This window comes from Jannaschia pohangensis, assembly GCF_900113875.1.
Classification (GTDB): domain Bacteria; phylum Pseudomonadota; class Alphaproteobacteria; order Rhodobacterales; family Rhodobacteraceae; genus Jannaschia; species Jannaschia pohangensis.
The window spans coordinates 150,489-174,196 of sequence record NZ_FORA01000001.1 but is presented as its reverse complement, the minus strand read 5'-3'; the positions used below and the strand labels follow the sequence as shown (position 1 = coordinate 174,196).

Below are 23,708 nucleotides of genomic sequence, written 5' to 3'. Positions count from 1 at the left end.
GCGGGGTCGTGCGGCCCGGGGTCGGCCAGCGGGCGATTGAGTTCGCCCCTGCCCTGATCCCACGGAGAGCCCAATGAACAAACCCCATCGGTCCGGTGGACGTGCCGCGCGACAGGCCGCGCGGGCCGCCGCCCTGCCCGACGATCTGCGGCCCGTGCGACCCGGGCTTTCGGGCGGGCGCTATGCCCCGCTGACCGAAGCGCAGGTGACCCGCATCCACGAAACCGCCCTGGCGGCGCTGGAGGAGATAGGCCTGTCCGGTGCCCCGCCCACGGGCGTCGCCGCCATGACGCGGGTCGGGGCCATTCTGGGCGATGACGGTCGGCTGCGGTTCCCGCGCCACGTGGTCGAAGAGATGCTGGCGCTCGCCGCCCGGGACATCACGCTGGCCGCCCGTGACCCGGCCCACGACCTGACCCTGTCGGGAACGCGCGTCCATTTCGGCACGGCGGGGGCCGCGGTCAGCGTGGTCGATGCCCTGACCGGCGATTACCGCGACAGCAGCCTTGCCGACCTGCACGAGGCGGCGCGGCTGGTCCAGGCGCTCGACAACATCCACTTCCTGCAACGGCCCATGGTCGCGCGCGACATGCCCAACGATCAGTGTCTGGACCTGAACACGCTGAACGCCTGCCTGACCGGGACGACCAAGCACGTCGGCACCAGTTTTTGCAGCGCCGAGACTGTGCCGATGTGCCTCGACTACCTCTATGCCGCGGCGGGCGGCGAGGCGGCGTTCCGCGCGCGCCCCTTCGTCAGCAATTCCAACTGCTTCGTGGTCCCGCCGATGCGGTTCGCCTTCGAGAGCTGTCAGGTGATGGAGGCCTGCATCCACGGCGGCCTTCCCGTCCTCCTTCTGTCGGCGGGACAGGCGGGGGCCACGGCACCGGCCCCGCTGGCGGGCGCGGTGATGCAGGCGGTGGCGGAATGCCTGGCCGGGGTGGTCTATGTGAACGCCCTGCGGCCCGGGCATCCGGCGATCTTCGGCACCTGGCCCTTCGTGTCGGACCTGCGCACCGGGGCGATGTCGGGCGGGTCGGGCGAACAGGCCCTGCTGACCGCCGCCTGTGCGCAGATGGCGCGATTCTATGGCCTGCCCGGCGGAGCGGCGGCCGGGATGGCGGACGCGAAGCTGCCGGACATGCAGGCGGGGTGGGAACAGGGGATGTCGGACGTCATGGCGGGGCTTGCGGGCCTCAACATGGTCTATGAGGCGGCGGGAATGCACGGCTCGCTCATGGGGTTCTGCCCCGAAAGCCTGATCCTCGGGGACGACATGATCGGCGCGGCGTTGCGCTGTGTGCGGGGCGTGGAGGTGACGGAGGAAAGCCTGTCGCTCGACGCGATGCGGCAGGTCTGCATTGGCGGGCCGGGGCACTACCTTGGCACGCAATCGACCCTGTCTGTGATGCAGAGCGAATACGTCTATCCCACGCTCGGCTGTCGGCGCAGCCCGAAGGAATGGGCGGAAGCCGGGCGGCCCGATCTGGTGGCGCGGGCCCGGGCCCGGCGGGAAGAGATCATGGCAGGGCCGAACCCCGCCGATTTCCCCGCCGACCTGAAGGCGGCGCTGCGCGCCCGGTTTCCCTTGCTGGTCTAGGGGTGGACTAGGCGCGGGCCTCGCGGGCCAGCGTCTCGATCCCGGCCCAGTCGCCCGAGGCCATCTTGTCGGCCGGCGCCACCCAAGAGCCGCCGACGCAGATGACATTTGACAGACCAAGATAGCCCGCCTTGTTGGCCAGGCTCACACCGCCCGTGGGGCACCAGGTGATCTGGGGAATGGGGGCGCCGATGGCCTTGAGCGCGGGCGCGCCGCCGGAGGCCTCGGCAGGGAAGAACTTCAGCATGTCGAAGCCCTTTTCCAGCAGGACCATGGCTTCGGTCGCGGTGGCAGCACCTGGCAGAAGCGGCAGATCTTCGTCGATGCAGGCCTGGAGCAGGATGTCGGTCGCACCGGGCGACACGCCGAAGGTCGCCCCCGCCGCCTTGGCCGCCCGGACGTCCGCCGGGGTCAGCAGCGTGCCCGCACCGACCATGCCGCCCGGCACCTCGGCCATGGCGCGGATGCAGTCGAGGGCCGCAGGCGTGCGCAGCGTCACCTCCAAGGCCGGCAATCCGCCCGCGACCAGCGCCTCGGCCAGGGGGCGCGCATGGGCGGCATCGTCCAGCACCAGAACGGGTATGACGGGCGCGCGCCCGGCGATGTCGCGGGCGGCTTTCGATTGGTCTTGCGGGGTCATGGGCGGGCCTCTGGCTGGCGTCGGATTTGAGTATTTGTGAAGCAGAGAAGATCAGATGACCACACCTGCCCCGGTGTCGGAGCGTCCGGCGGTGGACCGGAAGATGCTGAACAGCTCGCGACCCAAGCCGAACTCGTTGCCCGACAGATCGGGTTGCACCGGCGTGCGGTCGGCGACCCCCTCGGTCAGAACGTCAAGACGACCGCCCGCAGCGTCGACGCGAATGATGTCGCCATCCTCGACCTTGGCGATGAGACCACCGTCGAGTGCTTCGGGCGCGACGTGGATCGCAGCCGGCACCTTGCCCGAGGCGCCCGACATCCGCCCGTCGGTCACCAGCGCGACCTTGTGGCCCCGTTGCAGAAGGACGGTCAGGATCGGAGTCAGGCCGTGCAGTTCAGGCATGCCGTTGGCGCGCGGCCCCTGATAGCGGACGACGATGACGTGATCGCCGTCGAGGGTTCCGGCCTTGAAGGCTTCCTTGACGGCATCCTGGGTGTGAAACACCCGGGCCGGGGCTTCGACCACATGAAGTTCGGGCGCTACCGCACTGATTTTCATGACACCGAGGCCAAGATTTCCATGAACCTGCTTCAGACCACCGGAGGCCGCGAAGGGCTCGGTCGGGGTGCGCAGGATCTTGTCGTTGAGGCTGTCGCGCGGGCCGGGTTCCCAGGTCAGGCGGTCACCCGACAGCTTGGGATCCTGCGCATAGGCCGAAAGCCCCTTGCCCGCCGAGGTCTGCACGTCCTCGTGCAGGAGCCCCGCATCGAGCAGCCGCCCGATCATGAAGGGCAGCCCGCCCGCCGCATGGAAATGGTTCACGTCGGCCAGCCCGTTGGGATAGACGCGCGCCATGAGCGGCGTGATCTCGGACACGGCATCGAAGTCGCCGCAGGTCAGCTGCACCCCCGACGCGCGGGCCATGGCGACCAGATGCAACACGAGGTTCGTGGACCCGCCCGTGGCCATCAGCCCGACAAGGCCGTTTACATAGGCCCTCTCGTCCAGCACGTCGCAGACCGGGGTGTAGTCGTTGCCAAGCCCGGTCATGGCGGCGGCGCGTTTGACGGCGGCGTCGGTCAGCGCATCGCGCAGCGGTGTGCCGGGGTTGACGAAGGACGCACCGGGAAGGTGCAACCCCATGAACTCCATCAACATCTGGTTGGTGTTCGCGGTGCCGTAGAAGGTGCAGGTACCGGGCCCGTGGTACGACGCCATCTCGGCGGCCATCAGGGCTTCGCGCCCCACCTTGCCCTCGGCAAAGTCGCGGCGCACCTGGGATTTCTCTTCGTTGGGCATTCCCGAAACCATGGGACCGGCCGGCACGAAAAGACCGGGAAGATAGCCGAAGGTGGCGGCGGCGATGACCAGACCCGGCACGATCTTGTCGCAGATGCCCAGATAGAGCGCGGAATCGAAAGTGTTGTGTGACAGCGCCACGCCGGCGGCCAGCGCGATGACATCGCGGGAAAACAGCGAAAGCTCCATCCCCTGCTGGCCCTGGGTCACGCCGTCACACATGGCGGGCACCCCGCCCGCGACCTGCGCCGTGGCCCCGGCGGCGCGGGCGGCGGCCTTGATCCGGTCGGGATAGTCGGCATAGGGCTGATGGGCGGACAGCATGTCGTTGTAGGCCGTCACGATCCCGATGTTGGGCATCCGTTCGGCCACCAGATCATCCTTCTGGTCGCCCATGGCGGCATAGGCATGGGCCTGATTGCCACAGGTCAGATGCGCCCGACGCGGGCCCTTCTGCGCCTGATTGCGCATCCGTCTGAGATAGCCTTCGCGGCTGTCGCGGGATCGTTCGCGGATCCGGTCGGTAATGGCTTCGAGGCGGCTGTCGAGTGGCATGGCTGATCCTCCTACCTGATCAAATGCACCGTTAGCGCTAACGGTTCAAGTCAATATTCTTGTATTCGGATGCGGCGAATGGCCTTCCTGCGGAATGACGCCTCGCCCCCTGACCCCTCTGGACGCCGCCGAACTGCTGCCGCTGGTTCAGGGCCTTGCCGCCCACCACGGGGACGTGTCCGGGGCCACGGTCGCGACCTTGTCCCGCGATCTTGACGACGACTGGTTCTGGGGGGTCGGGGTCGGCGCGCCCCTGGTCGGCTACGCCCTCGTGCAGCGGCACGCCAAGGCGCAAGACGGCGAACGAGGTGCCGACCTGCACCACTTGTTCGTCGATCCCCGGTTCCGCCGCCAGGGCCATGCCCGACGCCTGATTGCCGCCGCCGAAGCGAGCGCACGCGCCCGGGGATGCAGCTATATGGTCATCGGCGCGCACGTGGGAAACGAAACCGCGAAATCCGCATATGTCGCAGCGGGTTACGCCTTCAACGCCCCGACCTTCTGGGGTTTTCGGAAGGCTCTCTAGGCCTCGGGCGCCATCAACTCCACTTCCTGGCCGTCCTGCACCCGGATGTAGAAACACACCCGGCGGTTCGTGTGACAGGCAGGCCCCGTCTGATCGACCTTGAGCAGGAGGCAATCGCGGTCGCAATCGAGGCGCAATTCCACCAGCCGCTGCACATGTCCGGACGTCTCACCCTTGACCCAGAACGCCTGCCGCGACCGCGACCAATAGGTGACGCGCCCCGTCGAAAGCGTCCGGGCGACGGCATCGGCATTCATCCAGGCCATCATCAGAACCTCGCCCGTCGCGTGATCCTGGGCGATGGCGGGAATCAGGCCGCGGTCATCATACCGCAGGGTCGCAGGGTCGAAGGTCATGGGGCGCACCTTTGCAAACGGGGACCGGACCGCTACCTAAGGGTCCTGGCCACGCAGGGAAAGCCCGATGTCCGACGTCGACCTCATCAAGCTCTATTCGGGGCGCATTCTGGCGCTGGCCGCCGACATGCCCGCGACCGAGCCTCTGGCGAATCCCGATGCCACGGTGCGCAGGCGGGCGCCGCTTTGTGGGTCGACCGTCACCGTATCGCTGACGACCGACGGCGACCGCATCACCGGCTATTCGCAGGACGTGAAGGCCTGCGCCCTTGGTCAGGCGGCGGCGTCGGTTGTGGGCCGCGTGATCGTCGGGCAGACATTGGACAATGTGGTCGCCGCGCGCGATCAGCTGCGCGCGATGCTGCAGTCGGACGGCCCGGTGCCAGACGCGCCCTTCGAGGGCCTCGAGGTATTGCTCCCGGCGCGCGACTATCGCAATCGGCACGCCTCGATCCTGCTCGCGCTCGAGGCTGCGGTCGAAGGTTTGACCGAAATGTCCGGGCGCACATTAACTGCGCAGTAAGACGTGACTGATACGCCGCCGGAAAGCCGGAGGTTTCATGCAACAGACCGTCACCCGAATCGCGCGCCCAGAGCTGGCCGACAACAGCAGTCTTACCGACCAGATCGCGCCGCTCGGCTATCTGGTCAGCGATCTCAATGCGTTCATCGACGGTATCGATCAGACCGCCCAGGCAAACCTCGTCCAGCTCGAGACGTTGCGCAGTGCCGGGCAAGCGGTCGAGGCGGCCATCGACACCCTCAAGACGGGCTTCGTCGGATTGCACGGCACCGCGCAGGCCACGGAAAAGGCGGCGCAGGAGCGGTTGGAGGCGATTACTGCCAATGGCGCGCGCTACAGTCGGCTGTCCGAATGGGGGGCCAGCATCGCGCCGCGCACCGAAAAACTGGACCAGGTCCTGCGCGAGATCGTGGCGAGCAACCGCGAAATTGCCCGCATCGCCCGACAGGTGAACATTCTTGCCGTCAATGCGTCGATCGAGGCGGCGCGCGCGGGGGCGGCCGGACGTGGTTTTGCCGTCGTGGCCGAGGCGGTCAACGACCTGTCGCGCAAGACCGCCGTCGCGGCTTCGGGAATCGCCACATCGATTGCTTCGCTCGAGGACTGGACCCGCGACATGCGCCAGGAGAGCGAGGCGATGGCGCCCGAGTTCACCGCGGGCATGGCGATTGCTGCACAGACCAGGACCTCGGTCGAGGGGATCGCCGCCGACATGACCGCCGCCCGCGCCCGGATCGAAGACATGGACGCGACGGTCACCCGCCTCGTGAAATCCGAAGGAGAGGCGCGCGCCAGCAGCGACATCATCGAATCGAGCGCCCGCCAGATGGCCACCAACGTGAGCGAGGCGCGAAACCGGGCCGGGCAGATGATGGACAGTTGCGAATCCCTTCTGCAACGGGCCGCCGAGGTCGAGCCGTCAAAGGCAGACGGGGGATTCATCGACCATGCAAAGTCGGTCGCGGCCCGGATTTCAGCCGCCTTCGAGGCGGGGTTGTCGGATGGCAGCATCACGGCGGCTGCGCTCTTCGATCTGCGGCACGATCCGATCCCCGGGACCAATCCGCAGCAGCACATGGCCCCGCACACCGCCTTTACCGACCGCGTCGTCCCGCAGATCATCGAAGAGGCATTGAACTACGACGAACGAACCACGTTCTGCGCGCCCTGTGATCGTCACGGCTACATCGCGACGCACAATGCCCGCTTCTCGAAACCGCAGACAAGCGACCCGGCGTGGAACGCGGCCAATTCGCGCAACCGTCGCATCTTCAACGACCGGACGGGCCAAAGGGCCGGTGCCAACCGCGCGCCCTTCCTGATGCAGGTCTACCGCCGGGACATGGGCGCCGAAGGCATGGTGATGATGAAGGATATCTCGGTCCCGATCATGGTGCGCGGCCGCCATTGGGGTGGCCTGCGCCTCGGCTATCGGACCTGAAAAAAAACCGCCGCACTCCGAATGTCGGAGGCGGCGGGTGAAGTTGCATCCCGGAAAACGCTCGGGCAGTGGCCGGATTTCGGGGCAGAAATCGTCTCGGCATCGCGGTCATCGCACGGGGGAGTTCGACGACCGCGGACTGATCTGGGGAATGGGGAGACCTGGGATCAATCCGAAAGCGAAGGGATGCGGGCAGAAAACGGGGGTGTCAGGCCAAAAAGCCCGGTAGATAGGGAAGACTCAGCAGCAAGGTCACGAGCCAGATCCCACCAAGGACGTCGGTGATCGGATCACGCTCGATGCGGGTCCAGGTGTTCTTGAACTTGCGGGCCATTTTGACCTCCTTGCTTGCTGCTCTGTTGTCACTTTGTTCTCACACCGGCTTTCCGAAGTAAAGAACTTTTTAAGAACATTAGCGAACAAACTGCATTTGTTCCGCTTATCGTCCTCAACCAACGGACAAAAGTCGCAAGGCGCGGTCCTGTTCGGTCAGCCACAGCAGCATCCGCGCGGCCTTGCCCCGCGCCCCCTCCAGCCCCGGGTCCGACGCCAGAAGCGCGCGGGCATCCCGGCTGGCCAATTCCATGAGCCCGGCCTGCCGTTCCAGATCGGCCACACGGAACCGTGGCAAGCCCGACTGCGCCGTCCCGATGACATCCCCCGCCCCGCGCAGCACCAGATCTTCCTCGGAAATCCGGAACCCGTCCTCGCTCTCGCGCAGGATGCGCAAGCGCGCCTCCGCCGTCTCACCCAAGGGCGGCTTGTACAGCAGCAGGCAGGTGGAGGCCGCGGCCCCCCGCCCGACCCGACCGCGCAGCTGATGCAACTGTGCCAACCCGAAGGTCTCCGCCCGCTCGATCACCATGATCGACGCATTCGGTACGTTCACCCCCACCTCGATCACCGTGGTGGCGACCAGAACGCTCGTCCGCCCCGCCACAAAGGCCGCCATCGCCGCATCCTTGTCGGCGGGCGCCATCTGCCCGTGCACCAGCCCGACGACCCCTTCGCCCAAGGCCGCGCGCAGGGACCGGAACCGCTCCTCCGCCGACGTCGTGTCGACGACCTCCGACTCTTCGACCAGCGGGCAGACCCAATAGGCCTGCCGCCCGTCCGCCACCGCCGATCGCAACCGCGCCACGACGTCATCCATCCGCGTGACCGGCACCGTCGAGGTGACGACCGGCGTCCGCCCCGGCGGCTTTTCGTCCAGCACGCTCAGGTCCATGTCGCCATATTGCGTCAGCGCCAGCGACCGCGGGATCGGCGTCGCCGTCATCACCAGCACATCGCAGGCCGCATTCTTGTCACCCAGAAGCATTCGCTGTCGCACGCCGAAGCGGTGTTGTTCGTCGATCACAGCCAGCCGCAGATCGGCAAAAACCACATCACGCTGAAACACCGCATGGGTGCCGACCAGGATGTGAATGTCCCCGGCGGCCAGCGCGTCCAGCTTGGCCTGCCGCTCCCGCCCCTTGTCGCGCCCGGTCAGCAGCTCCAGCACCACGCCCGCCGCATCGGCCAGCGGCCGCAACCCCTCGGCATGTTGCCGGGCCAGGATCTCGGTCGGGGCCATCATCACGCCCTGCCCGCCCGCCTCGACCGCCGTCAGAAGCGCCATCAAGGCCACCAGCGTCTTGCCCGACCCGACATCCCCCTGCAGCAACCGGTTCATCCGCCGCGCCTGCCCCATGTCGGCGGCAATCTCCTCGATGCTGCGCGTCTGCGCGTTCGTCGGCCGATAGGGCAACGCCTTCAGGACCCGCGCCCGAAACCGGCCATCCCCCTCGGTCGCGACCCCGGGCCGCGCCCGATCCGACGCCCGGGCCAAGGCCAGCGTCAACTGATGCGCAAAGAGCTCGTCATAGGCCAACCGCTGCCGCGCCACCGTCCCGGCGGACAGGTCCCGGGGGTCTTCCGGATGATGCGCCTGACGCAGGGCATCGCCGAACGCGGGCCAGCCCTTTTCCGTCATCAATGCCCCGTCGATCCATTCCGCCATATCGGGCAACCGCATCAGCGCCGCCGCCACAGCCTTGCCCATGACCTTGCCCGTGACCCCCTGCGTCAGCGGATAGACCGGCTCGAACGCGGGCAAACGCTCCCCCTCCACCAGAACATGATCCGGATGCGCCATCTGTGCCACGCCGTCATAAAGCTCCACCTTGCCCGACAGGATCCGCCTCTGCCCTGTCGGCAAGACGCGCGCATGCAGATCCGCCGAGCCGCGAAAATACACCACCTGAAACGTGGTTTTCGCGTCCTCGACCTCGACCCGGTACGGGAGCCCGCGCCGGGCCGGCGGATTGTGCCGCCCGACCGTGACCGGCACGGTCACCATCCCCGGCAGCACGACATCACGGACCGATGCGACCGGCGCGCGGTCCACGCCCCCCGTCGGCAGCGTGAACAACAGGTCCTTCGGTGTCGCAATGTGCAGGTTCGCCAACAACTTGGCGGTCTTCGGCCCGACACCGGGCAGGGTTTCCAGCCCGGCGAACAGCGGGAACAGCAGCTCGGGCCGACTGCTCATGCGCCGTCGATCAGGGCGAGCCAGCCATCTTCGTCCAGCGTCTCGATCCCCAGCTCGGCGGCCTTGGTCGCCTTCGACCCGGCCCCGGGCCCCGCGACCAGGATGTCGGTCTTGGCCGACACCGACCCCGACACCTTAGCGCCCAGAGCCTCGGCACGGGCCTTGGCCTCGCTGCGCGTCATCTTTTCCAGCGTGCCGGTGAAAACGACGGTCTTGCCCGCGACCGGGCTGCTGGTGGCGATGGCGTCGGGGGCCTTGGGCGTCAATTCCCGCAGCAGGGCGTCGATGGCCGCGCGCTCTGCCGGGGCCGACAGGGCATCGCAGATGGCCAGCGCCAGCGTCGCGCCGACCCCGTCGATCCCGGTCAGATCGTCCCAGGCGGCGCGCGCGTCGTCGGGAACCTCTGCCCAGATCGGCGCGCGGACGTCGGCCAGTTTCGCGCGCCGCCCTTCGGCCTCGGCGGCCTGACGTTCTTCGATCACCGCCTCTTCGGCGGCGCGATACGCCCGGGCAGCGGGGTCGGCCCCGTCGACGGCGGCGACAAAGGCCTCCCACGACCCGAAGTGCCGCGCCAGGTCGCGCCCGGCCACTTCGCCCAGGTGCCGGATGCCCAAGCCAAAGAGAACACGCGACAATTCCTGCGACCGGGCCGCGTCGATCGCCGCGAACAGTTTGCTGGCCGAGGTTTCGCCCCAGCCTTCCAGATTGGCGACGGTCTGCAACCCGGTGCCATGGCGGGCCCGCAGGGTGAAGATATCGGCCGGCGCCTGAACCCAGCCGAGGTCGTGAAACCGCTCGATCTCCTTGTCGCCCAGACCCTCGATATCCATCGCCCCCCGGGCCACGAAATGCTTGAGCCGCGCGACCCGCTGCGCCGGACAGATCAGGCCACCCGAACAGCGGCGCACGCTTTCGCCCGGTTCGCGCAGGGCCGGGCTGCCGCATTCCGGGCAGAGGTGCGGAAAGTCGAAAGCGGTCGCACCCTCGGGTCGCGCCGACAGATCGACATCGCGCACCTTGGGGATCACGTCACCCGCGCGATAGATCTCGACCCGGTCCCCGACCCGCAGGTCGATGCCACCACGCAGCGCCTCGCCGCTCGAATCGCGCCCGCCGATGTAGTCCTCGTTGTGCAGCGTCGCGTTCGACACGACGACGCCGCCCACCGTGACCGGCTCCAGCCGTGCGACGGGCGACAGAGCGCCGGTGCGGCCCACCTGAATGTCGATGCCAAGCAGGCGCGTCCAGGCGGTTTCGGCCGGGAATTTATGGGCAATCGCCCAGCGCGGCGTGGTCGACCGAAAGCCGAGCCGCGCCTGCAACGCCAGGTCGTCGACCTTGTAGACGACGCCGTCGATGTCATAGCCCAATTCCGCCCGCCGCGCCGCGATATCGCGGTAGCGGTCCAGCATCTCGCCCGTGTCACCGCACAGCGCCGTCTCGGGGTTGGTCACGAAGCCCAGGTCCGCCAGCCGCGCGAGGGCGCCCGACTGCGTCTCGGCCAGCGGCATCGAAAGCTCGCCCCAGGCGTAAGCGAAAAACCGAAGCGGGCGCGCCCGCGTGATCTCGGCATCGAGCTGGCGCAGGCTGCCCGCGGCGGCATTGCGCGGGTTGGCGAAAACCTTGCCGCCCTTCTGCTCCTGTGACGCGTTCAGGGCGGCGAAATCGGCATGGGACATATAGACCTCGCCGCGCACCTCCAGAACGTCGGGCGCATTCGCGACACGGGTCGGAATGTCGGCGATGGTGCGGGCGTTGGCGGTCACGTCCTCGCCCACCGCGCCATCGCCCCGCGTTGCCGCATGGACCAGATCGCCACCTTCATAGCGCAGCGAGAGGCTCAGCCCGTCGATCTTGGGCTCGGCCGTATAGGCCAGCGGCGTGTCCGGCCCCAGGTCGAGGAACCGGCGGATGCGCGCATCGAAATCCAGCACGTCCGCATCCTCGAAGGCATTGCCGAGCGACAGCATGCGAATGGCGTGCCGGACCTTGCCGAAGCCATCCGCCGGGGCCGCGCCGACCTGATCGGTCGCACTGTCGTCGCGTTTGAGGTCGGGGAAGCGCGCCTCGATTGCCGCATTGCGCCGCTTGAGCGCATCATAGGTCGCATCGTCGATGATGGGCGCATCCGCCTGGTGATAGGCGTCATTGGCCCGGGCCAGTTCAGCGGCCAGCCGGTCGAGTTCCGCCTTCGCCGTGGCTTCGTCGAGCGTATCGACCGGGTCGGTCGGGCCACCGGGTTTCTGATGCTGCTCTGCCAATGGCCGGTCCCCCACTCTCGATGCCTCGTGATAGGACCCGCACGCCGCGCTTTCCACCGATTCGCAGGTCTGGCGCGCGGCGATCCGCAAAACCGACATCCGCAAAAACAAACGTGCCGCCCGGAGCATTGTCCCGGCGGCACGCCTTGTCGATCGTATTCTGTATGGAACGCCCGGGCTGGTCGACCCGTCCTGATTGCCGTCAGGCGCTCACGAGTCGCTTTGCGCCAGACGTCTCCTCGGGGTCGCGCAGCACATAGCCCCGGCCCCAGACCGTCTCGATATGGTTCTCACCGCCCGTCGCCTCGGCCAGCTTCTTGCGCAGCTTGCAGATGAAAACGTCGATGATCTTGAGTTCCGGCTCGTCCATGCCGCCGTAAAGATGGTTCAGGAACATCTCTTTCGTCAGGGTCGTCCCCTTCCGCAGGCTCAGAAGTTCCAGCATCTGGTACTCCTTGCCGGTCAGGTGAACCGACTTGCCGTCAACCTCGACCGATTTCGCGTCCAGGTTCACCGCCACGCTGCCCGTGCGGATCACCGACTGCGAATGACCCTTGGACCGCCGCACGATCGCGTGGATGCGGGCGATCAGCTCGTCGCGGTGGAAGGGCTTGGTCATGTAGTCGTCGGCACCGAACCCGAAGCCGCGAATCTTGTTCTCGGTATCGTCGGACCCCGACAGGATCAGGATCGGCGTCTCGATCCGGCTCATCCGCAACTGTTTGAGCACCTCGTGCCCGTTCATGTCGGGGAGATTAAGATCAAGCAGGATCAGGTCGTAATCGTAAAGCTTCGCAAGATCGATCCCCTCTTCCCCCATATCGGTGGAATAGACGTTCAAATTCGCAGTACCAAGCATCATTTCAATGCTCTTGGAGGTCGTGGGGTCGTCTTCGACGAGCAGGATTCTCATGGCTCTCTCCGGGAGGGTCTCAGGGACTTCGCCAAGCATTCGCCCAAATGGTTAACTTATCGTTACTATGAACGGGGCGTGAAAAACTTACAAATTAAGATTGTCGGAAATGCTGAAGCAGTGTCGTCTTCAACCCGTTCGTCCCATGCGAATTCATCGCCTGTTCCCAACTGTCGAATTCCTCGTCCGACAACTCATAGCGCTCTATCGCTTCCTCCCGCGTCAGAAGCCCGGCCTGCACCCCGCGCACCACCGCTTCCTTGCGACGGGCGACCCAACGCGTCGTGCCATCGGGTGGCAGATCGGCGCGCGTCATCTGCGTCCCATCGGGCAGCGTGACGATGCGGGGACCGGGCCCTTTCCTCAGATACATGGCGCCCTCCATTCGGCTTGCCGTTCAATCTGAGGCGGTCTTGGCGGCAATCGGTTAAGCGCGGGTGAAGCCTTGCCTTGTGAATAGTTCGGATTTTCCTATATCTGACCGCGACCTCCGCCGGAGAAACCCATGTCCCTCGACACCCAAGTCAACAGCCTCGGGATCGCCAAGGCCCCCGCAGATACCCGCGTCGTCGTCGCCATGTCCGGCGGCGTCGACAGCTCGGTCGTGGCCGCCCAACTGGCCGAGGAAGGCTATGACGTCGTGGGCGTCACGCTCCAGCTCTACGACCATGGCGCGGCCCTCGCGAAAAAGGGGGCCTGCTGCGCCGGCCGCGACATCCACGATGCCCGCAGGGTCGCGGAAACCATGGGTTTTCCGCATTATGTGCTCGATTACGAAAACACCTTCCGCGAGGCGGTGATCGACGAATTCGCCGACGCCTACCTGGGCGGCGCGACCCCCGTGCCCTGCATCCGCTGCAACGAACGGGTCAAGTTCCGCGACCTGCTGGAAACCGCCCGCGACCTCGACGCCGATTGCATGGCGACGGGCCACTACATCCAGCGCAAGATGGGCGCCAAGGCCGAACTTCACCGCGCCGCCGACCCCATCCGCGACCAGTCGTATTTCCTGTTCTCGACCACCGAAGATCAGTTGGATTTTCTGCGTTTTCCGCTCGGGCATCTGCCCGACAAGGCGGCGACGCGGGCGCTGGCGGCGCGCTACGGCCTGCCGGTGGCCGACAAACCCGACAGTCAGGATATCTGCTTCGTGCCCAACGGCGACTATGCCGCGGTGATCGAAAAACTGCGCCCGGGGGCGGGTGAACCCGGGGCTATCGTCGATATGACGGGCCGCGAACTCAGCCGCCACAACGGCGTCATCCACTATACCATCGGCCAGCGTCGGGGCCTGGGCATCGGGGGTCTGACCGACCCGCTCTATGTCGTCCGGCTCGACCCCGAGGCGCGGCAGGTCATCGTCGGTCCGAAATCGGAACTGGCCACGCGCCTTGTGCCCCTCAAAGAAATCAACTGGCTGGGGGACGAACCGCTGACGTCGCGTCAGGAATGGCACATCGGGGTCAAGGTCCGCTCCACCCGCCCCCCGCGCGAGGCGATTCTGCGCCCCAAGGCCGACGGATTCGCCGAAGTCGAACTCCTCACCCCCGAGGAAGGCGTCTCTCCGGGGCAGGCCTGCGTCTTCTACGACCTCGATGGGACGCGCGTCTTTGGCGGCGGCTGGATCTGGCGCGGCTACTGATCCGTCCCGCGGGCCCAACCATAGGTCGCCTCGGTCTCCGCATCCGCCGGGAACAGCAATTCGATCCGCAGCGATTGCACCGCCACATCCTGCGCACCCAGAAAGGTGAGCAGGGTCGAAAAGAACGCCAGGCGCATGTCGCCCGCGCGATAGATCGTGGGCATCACCGGATCGACGTCCGTCACCTGTGACGCCCCGCGCTGTACCACCGGGTCCGCCTCCAGCGCGGCCATCGCTTTGGTCAGGGCGGGACGCGGCCCGCCGCTGCGCACTTCGGCCCGCAGACGGTGCAGCAGATGCGCGCCCACGGCGTCCCAATTCTCGATGAACGCCGCCGCAAGCCCGGGCCGCAGCAGCGGCGCCAGCAGGCTGTCCCCCTCGCCCACACCCAGCGGGGCCAGCATCGGCGCGGCTCCGGCGTTGATCCGCACCAGCCGCCAATCCGCGTCGAACGCCATCCCCGGATAGGGCGCGTGCCGGTCCACGATCCGAAGCGTGGCCTCGCGCACCCGCGCCATGTGATCCGCCGACAGGTCCGACACCGGGTGGCGCGCCGCAAAGCCCGCCGCCTGCAACATCGCGTTGCGCCCCTCCAGAGGCACATCCAGCGCGCCGCCCAGTCGTTCGATCATGTCCCGGCTCGGGTTCGCCCGCCCGGTTTCCAGAAACGACAGGTGACGGGGCGACACGCCGCAATCCATCGCCAGCTCCAGCTGGCTCAACCGCCGCAGGTCACGCCAGCGGCGCAATTCGGGTCCGAAATCGTTCATGCGCCCTCTTTACCGCGAAGCGCACCGCCTGTCGCTTACCTCCGAGGGAATTGCGCCGCTGACCCGGCCTGGGCGAGTCCGGGGCCATCCACCCAACCGACGGAGGTTTCCATGTCATCTCTCACGCTTTCGACCCGCCTGCGCATTTCGGCCGCGATTATCGGGGGGTTCGGGGTTCTGACCGCCCTCGCCGCCCTGCCCGCCCTGTCCGGGCTGATCCATCTGTTTGTCGATATCGTCACCTGGCCCCGCAACGGCGCCGGAGGTCTGGTCACGCCCGAGGGTCGGCTGGTGCTGGCCATCGCGGGGGGCATCACCTGCGGCTGGGCCGTGACGCTCTGGCAATTGTCGGGCGCCGCACTCCGGGCCGCCCCCCGCGCCGTGGTCGGTGCGGCCATGACCGGCTTCACTGCCTGGCTCATTCTGGACAGCACGGCCTCGGTGATGGCGGGCGCGCCGCTCAACATCGTCGGCAACCTGGCCTTCTACGCGGTATTGGTGGCCCCGCTCCTTCCGGCCTTGCGCACCGACGCCGCTCGGACTTGACCCGCCCCCTGCTCCGACTGTCGTGACGAATTGAAACGCAGGTTAACGGGCCGGGGCAAAAACCCCCCGTCTGTACGGGGGGTGTACAGGGGGTGTACGCCGGGTGACATGTTTTCGCATCGGACACGAAGCCCGTTCGAATCGCCTAATTCACTGATTTTCCGAAACAATCCGAAAAACATGTGAAGCCTGTTAACTTTTTGGCCCGACAGCCCTTGCAGCAGGGGTTTGCGGCTCCCATCTCTGTTCATGTGAAAGACATTCACATTGGTTCGTCACAACGGAGAGACCCATGACCCCTTCACCCGCCTACGCCACCGCCGCCCCCTCGGGGAACTGGCTGTCGAAGACCGAGGCCTGGCTCGATGCGCGCGGCAAGGGCGCGTGGATTGCCCTGACGGTCCTGTCCTTCATCTTCTTCTGGCCCGTCGGCCTCGCCCTTGTCGCCTATATGATCTGGAGCAAACGCATGTTTTCCGGCAACAAATCCATGATGTCCTGCAACACCCGGCGTATGACACCCGCCCGCTTCCGCACCAGCGGCAACGCCGCCTTCGACAGCTACAAGGCTGACATGCTGCGCCGCCTCGAAGACGAACAGGAGGCCTTCGAGTCCTTCCTGCAACGTCTGCGCGAAGCCAAGGACAAGGCCGAATTCGACCAGTTCATGGAAGACCGCGCCAAGAACACGGACGAGCGTTCGTCCGACGCCTGACCCCAAAGCCCCGCCCGCGCAACCGGGCGGGGCCCTTCCCTTCAAGGACAAGCTGGAACAATGACTTACGCCATCTCCACCACGTCACTGCCTGATCCCGTAGACGAGGCCGAATTCTATCGCGGCATCCTGTCCAAGCGCTTTCTCGCCTGGGTGGTCGATGTGGCGTTGATCACATTCTTCACGATCCTCGCGGGCATCTTCACGCTCACCCTCGCGTTCTTTCTGTGGCCGATCGTCTTTGTCGCCATCGGCTTTGTCTACCGCACCGCCACCCTGTCGAACCGCTCCGCCACCTGGGGCATGCGCCTGATGGGAATCGAATTTCGCGGCCATGACGGGTTCCGCTTCGACACAAGGGACGCGGTCCTGCACGTTGCGGGCTATTACGCATCGATGGTGTTCATCCTGCCGATGCTGGCCTCGGTCGTCGCGATGTTTGCGACCGGTCGTCGCCAGAGCCTGACCGACCTCGTCCTGGGCACCGCAGCCATCAACCGGCCCGCCGATCTCTGACGACAGCAGCCGACCCCGGGGCGAAACGGTGTTTTTCGTTGACGCCCCGGGCCGCTCGTCTAGGCTCCCCCAAGACAGCAGCTGCGAAAGTTTCCCAACCCATGCGCCACAGCCTACCGCTGACGCCGCAGTTCTACGTGACGGCGCCGCAGACCTGTCCTTACATCGAGGGTCGGCGCGAGCGTAAGCTGTTCACGGCATTGCAGGGATCGGGTGCCGCAGCGCTCAACGACAAGCTCTCCAAACAGGGATTCCGGCGCAGTCAGAACGTGCTCTATCGCCCGTCCTGCGCCGATTGCACCGCCTGCCTGTCCGCGCGGTTGCGGGTCGCCGATTTCAAGCCGAACCGGTCCCAGAGAAAGACGTTGAACCGCAACGCGCATCTGCGCCGCGAGATCACGTCGCCCTGGGCGACCGAGGCGCAGTTCGCCCTGTTCCGCCGCTACCTGACCGCACGTCATGCCGACGGCGGCATGGCGGACATGGATATCTTCGAATTCGCCGCCATGATCGAAGAGACGCCGATCCGCACGCGCGTCATCGAGTATTGGGACGACCGCCCGCGCGAAACCGGCGGCACCCCGATCCTGCGGGCCGTGTGCCTGACCGATGTGCTCGATGACGGGCTGTCGATGGTCTATTCGTTCTATGACCCGGACATGACCCACGACAGTCTGGGCACGCATATCATCCTCGACCATGTCGCCATCGCCGAGGAAGCCAAGCTGCCCTATGTCTATCTGGGCTATTGGGTGCCCGGGTCGCCCAAGATGGGCTACAAAGCACATTTCGCGGCGCTCGAGATTTTCAAGAACCGGGTCTGGCAACCGCTCGGGGATCCGGCGGACCATGCCGACGAAACCCATCCCTTGTCGGTCGAACCGATCGCCGAACAGGTGGCGCGCATCGACCTGCCGGAAACGGCGAGCTGAGCCGCCGCGGTCTACGACCCTAGTCTTCGGCGGTCAGGACTGCTGACAGGGGGGCGGCCACGACGCTTTCGGCGCGATTGCCAAGCCGCCAGCTTTGAACCGCAGCCAGCGTATCCGGGCGGGTCCGGCCGACGACGATCACACTGCCGTCCTGCACCGCCTCGAACGTCGCGCGGTCGAGGAATCGGGTGATGCGCGGCGCAGTCTCGTCTTCGTCGTCGATGGCGCGATAGACGGTCGCGGTCGGCACGCCTTCCTTGGCGGCGGTCGTCACGCCGGAGTTCAGGCCACTGGGAAAGGCCACAAAGCCCATGCCAGCTTCGGACAGGGACGGCAGGATGCTGGCCAGCGCCTCACGATCTCCCGAGAACCCGCCATCCGCGCTGTCGAGGACACCAATGGCCTGCGGCACGGCGGCCATGGCCCCGGTCACGGCGATCTGCACATCCTGGGGTGTGCCGAAAAGCACGAGCGAATCCGCCAGAAGCACGACCTCGTGCCCCGCGTCCCGATACACGCGGGCAACGGCCGCCGCATCCGCACGCGTCGGATCGACGGCAAAGGTGACCGGCATGTCGAGCGCCGCCAGCGCCTTGCGGTCCACTCCGCCGGCCGGATCATCGATCAGGATCAGCGCAAACCGAGGGCGTTCGTCGCTGGCATCGAAATCGGCGGCATTGTCGCGCAGGGCGTTCGGCGCGCCGCTCGCGGTGACGGCGGCGGCAATGGCCCCGCTTTCGTCCGCCGCACTTTCCTGTGCCCGACGTTCGCTGTCCAGAATGATGCGGCGCGGCTCGCCGATGGTGATCTGGGCGCCTTGCGCCGCCGTTTCGGCCGGAAGTTCGGCGGATTCGGTCACGCCCGACGATCCGGGTTGCACCCGCACCACCTCGTCGCCGGTCACAAGCCGCACGCCGTTCGACTGCGTGGGAGAGACGTCGGTGGGCAAGGTGGACAATTGGAGCCGCTCGGGGACGAGGGCCTGCGCCAGGTCCAGCACCGGCCCCGCCGCCTCCTTGGCATCCTCAAGCGCCAGGACTTCGGCGGCCTTCACGGGGTCGACGAACGCCTCGGCGGGCTGGGGCACCGGGATGGCGTCCGTTTCCGGATCGGGCGCGGCGATTTCGGCAAAGGTCTTGGGCGCGGCTCCGGTCAGTGGCGACGGAAGGTTGGGCGCGGTTCCGGCTTCGGGGGCGGCGGCCAGCGTTGCGACCGTGCCGAATGACGGCTGATCGGCGCTTCGGGTTTGCGGCGCAGGCCCGTCGATGGCGACCGACACAGCGACCGGTCGGGCAAGGGCGGCGCGCGCCACGCTGCTTGGCTGACTGTCGGTGGTGGGGGTAACGAAGGCCCCATCCTCGCGCGGGCGGTTGAACTGGCTGGCCTGGGGAATGGCCACGCTTTCGGGCACGGCGGCCTCGGCGATCTGCGCGCCGCGCGGCGCGGGGTCACGCGCGGGCGCGGGAACGGCGGCGACACGTTGCGGCAGGGGTTCGGGCACAACGGGCGTTGCCTCGGCCTGGTTGCGCAGGGTGGGTGCTTCGGGAAGTGCGGCCAAGGGGCGTTGCGGGAATTGCGCCGGAGGCGGCGCGACAAGCGAGACGGCCGCCAAAAACAGGCCTGACAATGCCAAACCACTCACCGATCCAAGCAACAGACCCTTGAACATCGCAAAACCCCTCGGACGCCTCTGCCTTGACCCTTTCGCCGGGCCTTTGGTCCTGTATAACCCGGAAGCCGGGGCGAGGCGCAATATATCTTATGGGGATGCGAGGACTGGCATGCTGCTGCTGATCGACAATTACGACAGTTTCACCTGGAACCTTGTCCACTATGTCGCCGAACTGGGCCCCGAGGTGAAGGTCGTGCGCAACGATGCGATGGATGTGCAGGCGGCCATGGCGCTCAATCCGGCGGCGGTTCTGTTGTCGCCCGGGCCCTGCGACCCGGATCAGGCCGGGATCTGCCTTGCCATGGTGCAGGCCTGCGCGGAGACCCGCACGCCCCTGTTCGGCGTGTGTCTGGGGCATCAGGCCATCGGCCAGGCGTTCGGCGGCAAGGTCGTCCGCGCCGGTGAAATCGTGCACGGCAAGCTTGGCCGGATGCAGAACGACGGCACCGGCGTCTTCAAGGGCCTGCCGTCCGCGTTCAATGCGACGCGCTATCATTCCCTGACCGTCGAGCGTGATGGCCTGCCCGATGACCTGATCGTCAATGCCGAGCTGCAAAGCGGGATGATCATGGGTCTGCGCCACCGCGACCTGCCGATCCACGGCGTTCAGTTCCACCCCGAGAGCATCGCGTCCGAACACGGTCACGCGCTGATCCGCAACTTCATCGATCTGATGCCCGTGGCCGCATGACTGACCTGAAATCCATCCTGAATGTCGCACCCGACCGCCCCCTGACCCCGGCCGAGGCCGAGGCCGCCTTCGCCACGCTGTTCGACGGCGACGCCACGCCGGCCCAAGTCGCGGGCCTGTTGATGGCGCTTCGCACCCGGGGCGAGACGGTCGAGGAGATCACCGCCGCCGCCGCGGCCATGCGCGCCCGGTGCAACCGGGTGACCGCCCCCGCCGGCGCGATCGACATCGTGGGCACGGGCGGCGACGGCAAGGGCACGCTCAACATCTCGACCGCCACGGCCTTTGTGGTCGCGGGCGCGGGCGTCCCGGTGGCCAAACACGGCAACCGCAACCTGTCGTCCAAATCGGGCGCGGCGGATGTGCTGACCCAGATGGGCATCGAAGTGATGCTCGGCGCGGATGTCGCCGAACGCGCGCTGGCCGAGGTCGGCATCTGCTTCATGATGGCGCCGATGCACCACCCGGCCACCCGCCACGTGATGCCCGTGCGCAGCGAACTGGGCACGCGGACCGTGTTCAACATTCTCGGCCCGCTGACCAACCCCGCAGGGGTCACTCGTCAATTGACCGGCGCATTCTCCGCCGACCTCATCCGCCCCATGGCCGAGGTTCTGGGCGCGCTCGGGTCCGACACGGCCTGGCTTGTCCACGGGCACGACGGCACCGACGAGATTTCCATCGCCGGGCCGACTTCGGTCGCGATCCTGCAGGACGGCGCGGTGACCGAACGCCTGATCACACCCGACGACGCGGGCCTTCCGACCCACCCGTTCGAGGCGATCATGGGCGGGGAGCCCGCGGCCAATGGCAAGGCGTTCCGCACGTTGCTGGACGGGGTGGCCAGCGGCTACCGCGATGCGGTGCTTCTGAATTCCGCCGCCGCCCTTGTCATCGCGGGCCGGGCCACCACCCTGCCCGAAGGCGTCGACCTTGCCGCCAGATCCATCGACACCGGCGCGGCCCTGGGCAAGGTCCAGGCCCTTGCCCGCCTGACCCAGGAGGCCGCAGCATGAGCACGCCGACGATCCTTGAGCGCATCAAGGCCTACAAACTGGAAGACGTCGCGGCCCGCAAGGCCGAGCGCAGTCAAGCCGACATCGAAGATGCCGCCCGCGCCGCGCCGCCCGTCCGGCCCTTCGGTGACACGCTGCAAAAGGCCAGCATCGAGGGCTATGGGTTGATCGCGGAGATCAAGAAGGCCAGCCCGTCCAAGGGGTTGATCCGGGCCGATTTCGACCCGCCCGCCCTGGCCCGCGCCTATTCCGAGGGTGGGGCCGCCTGCCTGTCGATCCTGACCGATGGGCCGTCGTTTCAGGGGGACGATGCCTATCTGGTCGCCGCCCGTGCCGAGGTCGACCTGCCGGTGTTGCGCAAGGATTTTCTCTATGACCCTTGGCAGGTCGCCGAAAGCCGGAGCCTTGGCGCCGATTGCATCCTGATCATCATGGCAAGCGTGTCGGACCCGCAGGCCGCCGAGTTGGAAGCGGCGGCGACGGAATGGGGCATGGATGCCCTGATCGAGGTCCACAACGTCGAGGAACTGGACCGCGCATCGCGGCTCAAATCCCGCCTTCTGGGGATCAACAATCGCGATCTCAATACCTTTGTGACCGACCTTCAAGTCACCCGCACCCTTGCAAGACGCGCGCCCGAAGACAGGCTTCTGGTGTCCGAAAGCGGCCTGAACACGCCCGACGACCTGGCCGACATGGCCCGGCACGGAGCCCGCTGCTTCCTGATCGGCGAAAGTCTGATGCGGCAAGACGACGTGGCCACCGCCACGCGCGCCCTGCTGTCGAATCCGCTTGTGGCCAATCGATGACCGGGCTCACGCATTTCGATGCGGAAGGTGCCGCGCATATGGTCGACGTGTCGGCCAAGGCCGACAGCAAGCGCGTTGCCGTGGCCACCGGTTGGGTGAAGATGTCCACGGAAACCCTTGCAATCATTGAAAGCGGGACGGCCGCAAAGGGCGATGTCATCGGTGTGGCCCGATTGGCGGGGATCATGGGGGCAAAGCGAACCTCTGACCTGATCCCGCTGTGCCACCCCCTCCCAATTGCCAAGGTCGCTGTGGAGCTTGAGGCGGATGACGCTCTGCCGGGCCTGCGCGTCACGGCAACAGTCGCGACGACCGGCAAGACCGGCGTCGAGATGGAGGCGCTGACCGCCGTCAGCACCGCCTGTCTTACCGTCTATGACATGGCCAAGGCCGTGCAGAAAGACATGGAAATCGGGGGTTTGCGGCTGTTGTCGAAGACGGGCGGCAAGTCCGGCGACTGGAAGGCCCCGGCTCCGTGATCACGGTCGAACAGGCGACGGCGCATCTGCTCGACCTGGTCGACCCCCTGTCCGCAGAAGACGTGGGCCTGCGACACGCGGCCGGTCGCGTTCTGGCACAGGCTGTCCAAGCCCGGCACGACCAGCCGCCCTTCGACGCTTCGGCCATGGATGGCTATGCCGTGTCTTCCGCCAAGCCAGCGCCCGGCGATATCTTTCGCGTCATCGGCGAGTCGGCGGCAGGTCGACCGTTCTCCGCTCCGGTGACCGAGGGCGAGGCGGTCCGGATCTTTACCGGGGCTATTGCGCCCGAAGGCACGAAAACCGTTGTGATCCAGGAAGATGTCAGTCGCGACGGCGACCGGATCACCCTGTCCGGAAACCTTGGGTCCGGGTCGAATATCCGACCGGCAGCGGGCGATTTCGCCAAGGGGGAGGCCTTCGCGGCACCGCGCCGTCTTGGCAGCCGCGACATCGCTCTGTTGGCCGCCATGGGGCATGGCACCCTACCCGTCGTCCGCCGCCCCACGGTTGCGATCCTGATGACCGGTGACGAATTGCGCAACCCCGGAGAGGCGCTGGACCCGGGTCAGATCACGGCGTCCAATGGCTATGGCCTCGCCGCGATGCTGGAGGCCGAGGGCGCGGAAGTCCGCCTTTTGCCGCTTGCGCGCGATACGGTGCAGAGCCTTGCGATGGCCCTGCGGCTGGCGGGCGGCGCGGACCTTGTCATCACCATCGGCGGCGCATCTGTCGGGGACCACGATCTTGTCGCGCAGGTCGCGGGCGACGCGGGCCTGGACCTCGCGTTCCACAAGGTCGCAATGCGGCCCGGCAAGCCACTTCTGGCGGGCAGGCTTGGCGAACAGGCCTTTGTCGGCCTGCCCGGAAATCCCGTTTCCGCAATGGTTTGCGGCGTGATCTTCATCCTGCCTATGCTGCGCAAGATGCTGGGCCTCGCGCCCGATCCTGTCACGAGGCTGATGCCTCTTGGCGCGCCGCTGACGGCGAACGGACCGCGCCAACACTATATGCGCGCCCGGGTCGAGGCCGGGGCTTGCCGGGCCGTCACGTCGCAGGACAGCGCCCTTCTGTCGCGGCTGGCGAGCGCCGATTGCCTGATCGTCCGACCGCCGAACGATCCGTCGCGCGAGACGGGGTTCCTGCAAGCCGTGATCGACCTCCCCGATTGATCCTATCCTGACGCATGTTCCCCGATGTTCTGTTTTTGTTGACACAAAACAGGAACCTAACTAGAACGGAGGGTGACCGGCCGGACCGGCTGCCAGAT

The 23,708-nt window shown here is 66.8% G+C and carries 24 protein-coding genes; 14 read left to right on the top strand and 10 right to left on the bottom strand.

Annotation, left to right across the window (positions count from 1 at the left end):
* The first annotated feature begins 73 nt into the window (after positions 1 to 73).
* Positions 74 to 1,600: a trimethylamine methyltransferase family protein gene (locus BM002_RS00800; RefSeq protein WP_092776279.1), complete on the top strand. Its 1,527-nt coding sequence runs from the start codon at positions 74 to 76 to the stop codon at positions 1,598 to 1,600.
* A gap of 7 nt (positions 1,601 to 1,607) precedes the next feature.
* Here the strand turns inward: BM002_RS00800 and eda are convergent, their stop codons facing one another.
* Together eda and edd are read right to left on the bottom strand one after the other, a co-directional pair.
* Positions 1,608 to 2,240: a bifunctional 4-hydroxy-2-oxoglutarate aldolase/2-dehydro-3-deoxy-phosphogluconate aldolase gene (gene eda, locus BM002_RS00795; RefSeq protein ID WP_092776277.1), complete on the bottom strand. Its 633-nt coding sequence runs from the start codon at positions 2,238 to 2,240 to the stop codon at positions 1,608 to 1,610.
* A 51-nt stretch (positions 2,241 to 2,291) separates the two neighbouring features.
* The gene (gene edd / locus BM002_RS00790; RefSeq protein WP_092776274.1) at positions 2,292 to 4,097 is read right to left on the bottom strand and encodes a phosphogluconate dehydratase; all 1,806 of its coding nucleotides are present in this window, start codon (positions 4,095 to 4,097) and stop codon (positions 2,292 to 2,294) included.
* Positions 4,098 to 4,191: 94 nt separating this feature from the next.
* Between edd and BM002_RS00785 the strand changes: the two genes are divergently transcribed.
* Positions 4,192 to 4,623, top strand: a complete 432-nt coding sequence (locus BM002_RS00785) for a GNAT family N-acetyltransferase (protein WP_092776270.1) — start codon at positions 4,192 to 4,194, stop codon at positions 4,621 to 4,623.
* Here BM002_RS00785 and hisI read toward each other — a convergent pair.
* On the bottom strand, positions 4,620 to 4,979 hold the full coding sequence (gene hisI, locus BM002_RS00780) for a phosphoribosyl-AMP cyclohydrolase (protein WP_092776267.1): 360 nt from the start codon (positions 4,977 to 4,979) through the stop codon (positions 4,620 to 4,622). The two genes, BM002_RS00785 and hisI, sit on opposite strands and share 4 nt — an antisense overlap.
* 67 nt (positions 4,980 to 5,046) lie before the next feature.
* On the opposite strand from hisI, the gene BM002_RS00775 reads away from it, so the two are divergent.
* Together BM002_RS00775 and BM002_RS00770 are read left to right on the top strand one after the other, a co-directional pair.
* Positions 5,047 to 5,502, top strand: coding sequence for an iron-sulfur cluster assembly scaffold protein (locus BM002_RS00775; protein WP_092776263.1), 456 nt, complete (start codon positions 5,047 to 5,049; stop codon positions 5,500 to 5,502).
* A 37-nt stretch (positions 5,503 to 5,539) separates the two neighbouring features.
* Positions 5,540 to 6,943, top strand: a complete 1,404-nt coding sequence (locus tag BM002_RS00770; protein WP_092776260.1) for a methyl-accepting chemotaxis protein — start codon at positions 5,540 to 5,542, stop codon at positions 6,941 to 6,943.
* Between the two features lie 208 nt (positions 6,944 to 7,151).
* Here BM002_RS00770 and BM002_RS19590 read toward each other — a convergent pair whose 3' ends face one another.
* The 5 genes from BM002_RS19590 to sciP all read right to left on the bottom strand — a co-directional run bounded on the left by BM002_RS19590 (position 7,152) and on the right by sciP (position 13,023).
* Positions 7,152 to 7,277 (bottom strand): hypothetical protein, encoded by a 126-nt coding sequence (locus tag BM002_RS19590; protein WP_281243782.1) that lies wholly within the window; start codon positions 7,275 to 7,277, stop codon positions 7,152 to 7,154.
* A 114-nt stretch (positions 7,278 to 7,391) separates the two neighbouring features.
* Positions 7,392 to 9,476, bottom strand: a complete 2,085-nt coding sequence (recG, locus tag BM002_RS00765) for an ATP-dependent DNA helicase RecG (RefSeq protein WP_092776257.1) — start codon at positions 9,474 to 9,476, stop codon at positions 7,392 to 7,394.
* Complete coding sequence (ligA, locus tag BM002_RS00760; RefSeq protein ID WP_245749081.1) at positions 9,473 to 11,737, bottom strand: NAD-dependent DNA ligase LigA; 2,265 nt, start codon at positions 11,735 to 11,737, stop codon at positions 9,473 to 9,475. Before ligA ends, recG begins: the two co-directional genes overlap by 4 nt.
* Before the next feature lie 202 nt (positions 11,738 to 11,939).
* Positions 11,940 to 12,650: a response regulator transcription factor CtrA gene (ctrA, locus tag BM002_RS00755; RefSeq protein WP_092776251.1), complete on the bottom strand. Its 711-nt coding sequence runs from the start codon at positions 12,648 to 12,650 to the stop codon at positions 11,940 to 11,942.
* 94 nt (positions 12,651 to 12,744) lie between these two features.
* The gene (gene sciP, locus BM002_RS00750; protein ID WP_092778541.1) at positions 12,745 to 13,023 is read right to left on the bottom strand and encodes a CtrA inhibitor SciP; all 279 of its coding nucleotides are present in this window, start codon (positions 13,021 to 13,023) and stop codon (positions 12,745 to 12,747) included.
* Positions 13,024 to 13,155: 132 nt separating this feature from the next.
* Here sciP and mnmA point away from each other — a divergent pair, with 132 nt between their 5' ends.
* Complete coding sequence (gene mnmA / locus BM002_RS00745) at positions 13,156 to 14,292, top strand: tRNA 2-thiouridine(34) synthase MnmA (protein WP_092776248.1); 1,137 nt, start codon at positions 13,156 to 13,158, stop codon at positions 14,290 to 14,292.
* On the opposite strand, the gene BM002_RS00740 is transcribed toward mnmA, so the two are convergent.
* Positions 14,286 to 15,062 carry a helix-turn-helix domain-containing protein gene (locus BM002_RS00740; protein ID WP_092776245.1) on the bottom strand — a complete coding sequence of 259 codons (777 nt, stop codon included), beginning with the start codon at positions 15,060 to 15,062 and terminating at the stop codon, positions 14,286 to 14,288. The two genes, mnmA and BM002_RS00740, sit on opposite strands and share 7 nt — an antisense overlap.
* A gap of 111 nt (positions 15,063 to 15,173) precedes the next feature.
* Between BM002_RS00740 and BM002_RS00735 the strand changes: the two genes are divergently transcribed.
* The 4 genes from BM002_RS00735 (at position 15,174) to BM002_RS00720 (ending at position 17,771) form a co-directional block, all read left to right on the top strand.
* Positions 15,174 to 15,608: a hypothetical protein gene (locus BM002_RS00735; protein ID WP_092776243.1), complete on the top strand. Its 435-nt coding sequence runs from the start codon at positions 15,174 to 15,176 to the stop codon at positions 15,606 to 15,608.
* A 292-nt stretch (positions 15,609 to 15,900) separates the two neighbouring features.
* Positions 15,901 to 16,323, top strand: a complete 423-nt coding sequence (locus tag BM002_RS00730; protein ID WP_092776240.1) for a DUF2852 domain-containing protein — start codon at positions 15,901 to 15,903, stop codon at positions 16,321 to 16,323.
* 60 nt (positions 16,324 to 16,383) lie between these two features.
* Positions 16,384 to 16,839 (top strand): RDD family protein, encoded by a 456-nt coding sequence (locus BM002_RS00725; protein ID WP_092776237.1) that lies wholly within the window; start codon positions 16,384 to 16,386, stop codon positions 16,837 to 16,839.
* Between the two features lie 101 nt (positions 16,840 to 16,940).
* On the top strand, positions 16,941 to 17,771 hold the full coding sequence (locus BM002_RS00720; protein WP_092776234.1) for an arginyltransferase: 831 nt from the start codon (positions 16,941 to 16,943) through the stop codon (positions 17,769 to 17,771).
* A gap of 19 nt (positions 17,772 to 17,790) precedes the next feature.
* Here BM002_RS00720 and BM002_RS00715 read toward each other — a convergent pair whose 3' ends face one another.
* Positions 17,791 to 19,329 (bottom strand): polysaccharide deacteylase family 2 protein, encoded by a 1,539-nt coding sequence (locus tag BM002_RS00715; RefSeq protein WP_175484762.1) that lies wholly within the window; start codon positions 19,327 to 19,329, stop codon positions 17,791 to 17,793.
* 223 nt (positions 19,330 to 19,552) lie between these two features.
* On the opposite strand from BM002_RS00715, the gene BM002_RS00710 reads away from it, so the two are divergent.
* From BM002_RS00710 to BM002_RS00690, 5 genes are read left to right on the top strand one after another with little or no spacing between them, the layout of a single operon-like run.
* Positions 19,553 to 20,134, top strand: a complete 582-nt coding sequence (locus BM002_RS00710) for an anthranilate synthase component II (protein WP_092776228.1) — start codon at positions 19,553 to 19,555, stop codon at positions 20,132 to 20,134.
* Positions 20,131 to 21,150: an anthranilate phosphoribosyltransferase gene (gene trpD, locus BM002_RS00705; protein WP_092776225.1), complete on the top strand. Its 1,020-nt coding sequence runs from the start codon at positions 20,131 to 20,133 to the stop codon at positions 21,148 to 21,150. Before BM002_RS00710 ends, trpD begins: the two co-directional genes overlap by 4 nt.
* Entirely contained in the window at positions 21,147 to 21,959 is an 813-nt protein-coding gene (gene trpC, locus BM002_RS00700; RefSeq protein WP_092776222.1) for an indole-3-glycerol phosphate synthase TrpC, read from the top strand. The genes trpD and trpC overlap by 4 nt, the downstream gene beginning before the upstream one ends.
* Entirely contained in the window at positions 21,956 to 22,438 is a 483-nt protein-coding gene (gene moaC / locus BM002_RS00695; RefSeq protein WP_092776219.1) for a cyclic pyranopterin monophosphate synthase MoaC, read from the top strand. The genes trpC and moaC overlap by 4 nt, the downstream gene beginning before the upstream one ends.
* Positions 22,435 to 23,610: a molybdopterin molybdotransferase MoeA gene (locus BM002_RS00690; protein ID WP_092776217.1), complete on the top strand. Its 1,176-nt coding sequence runs from the start codon at positions 22,435 to 22,437 to the stop codon at positions 23,608 to 23,610. The genes moaC and BM002_RS00690 overlap by 4 nt, the downstream gene beginning before the upstream one ends.
* Positions 23,611 to 23,708: the final 98 nt, after the last annotated feature.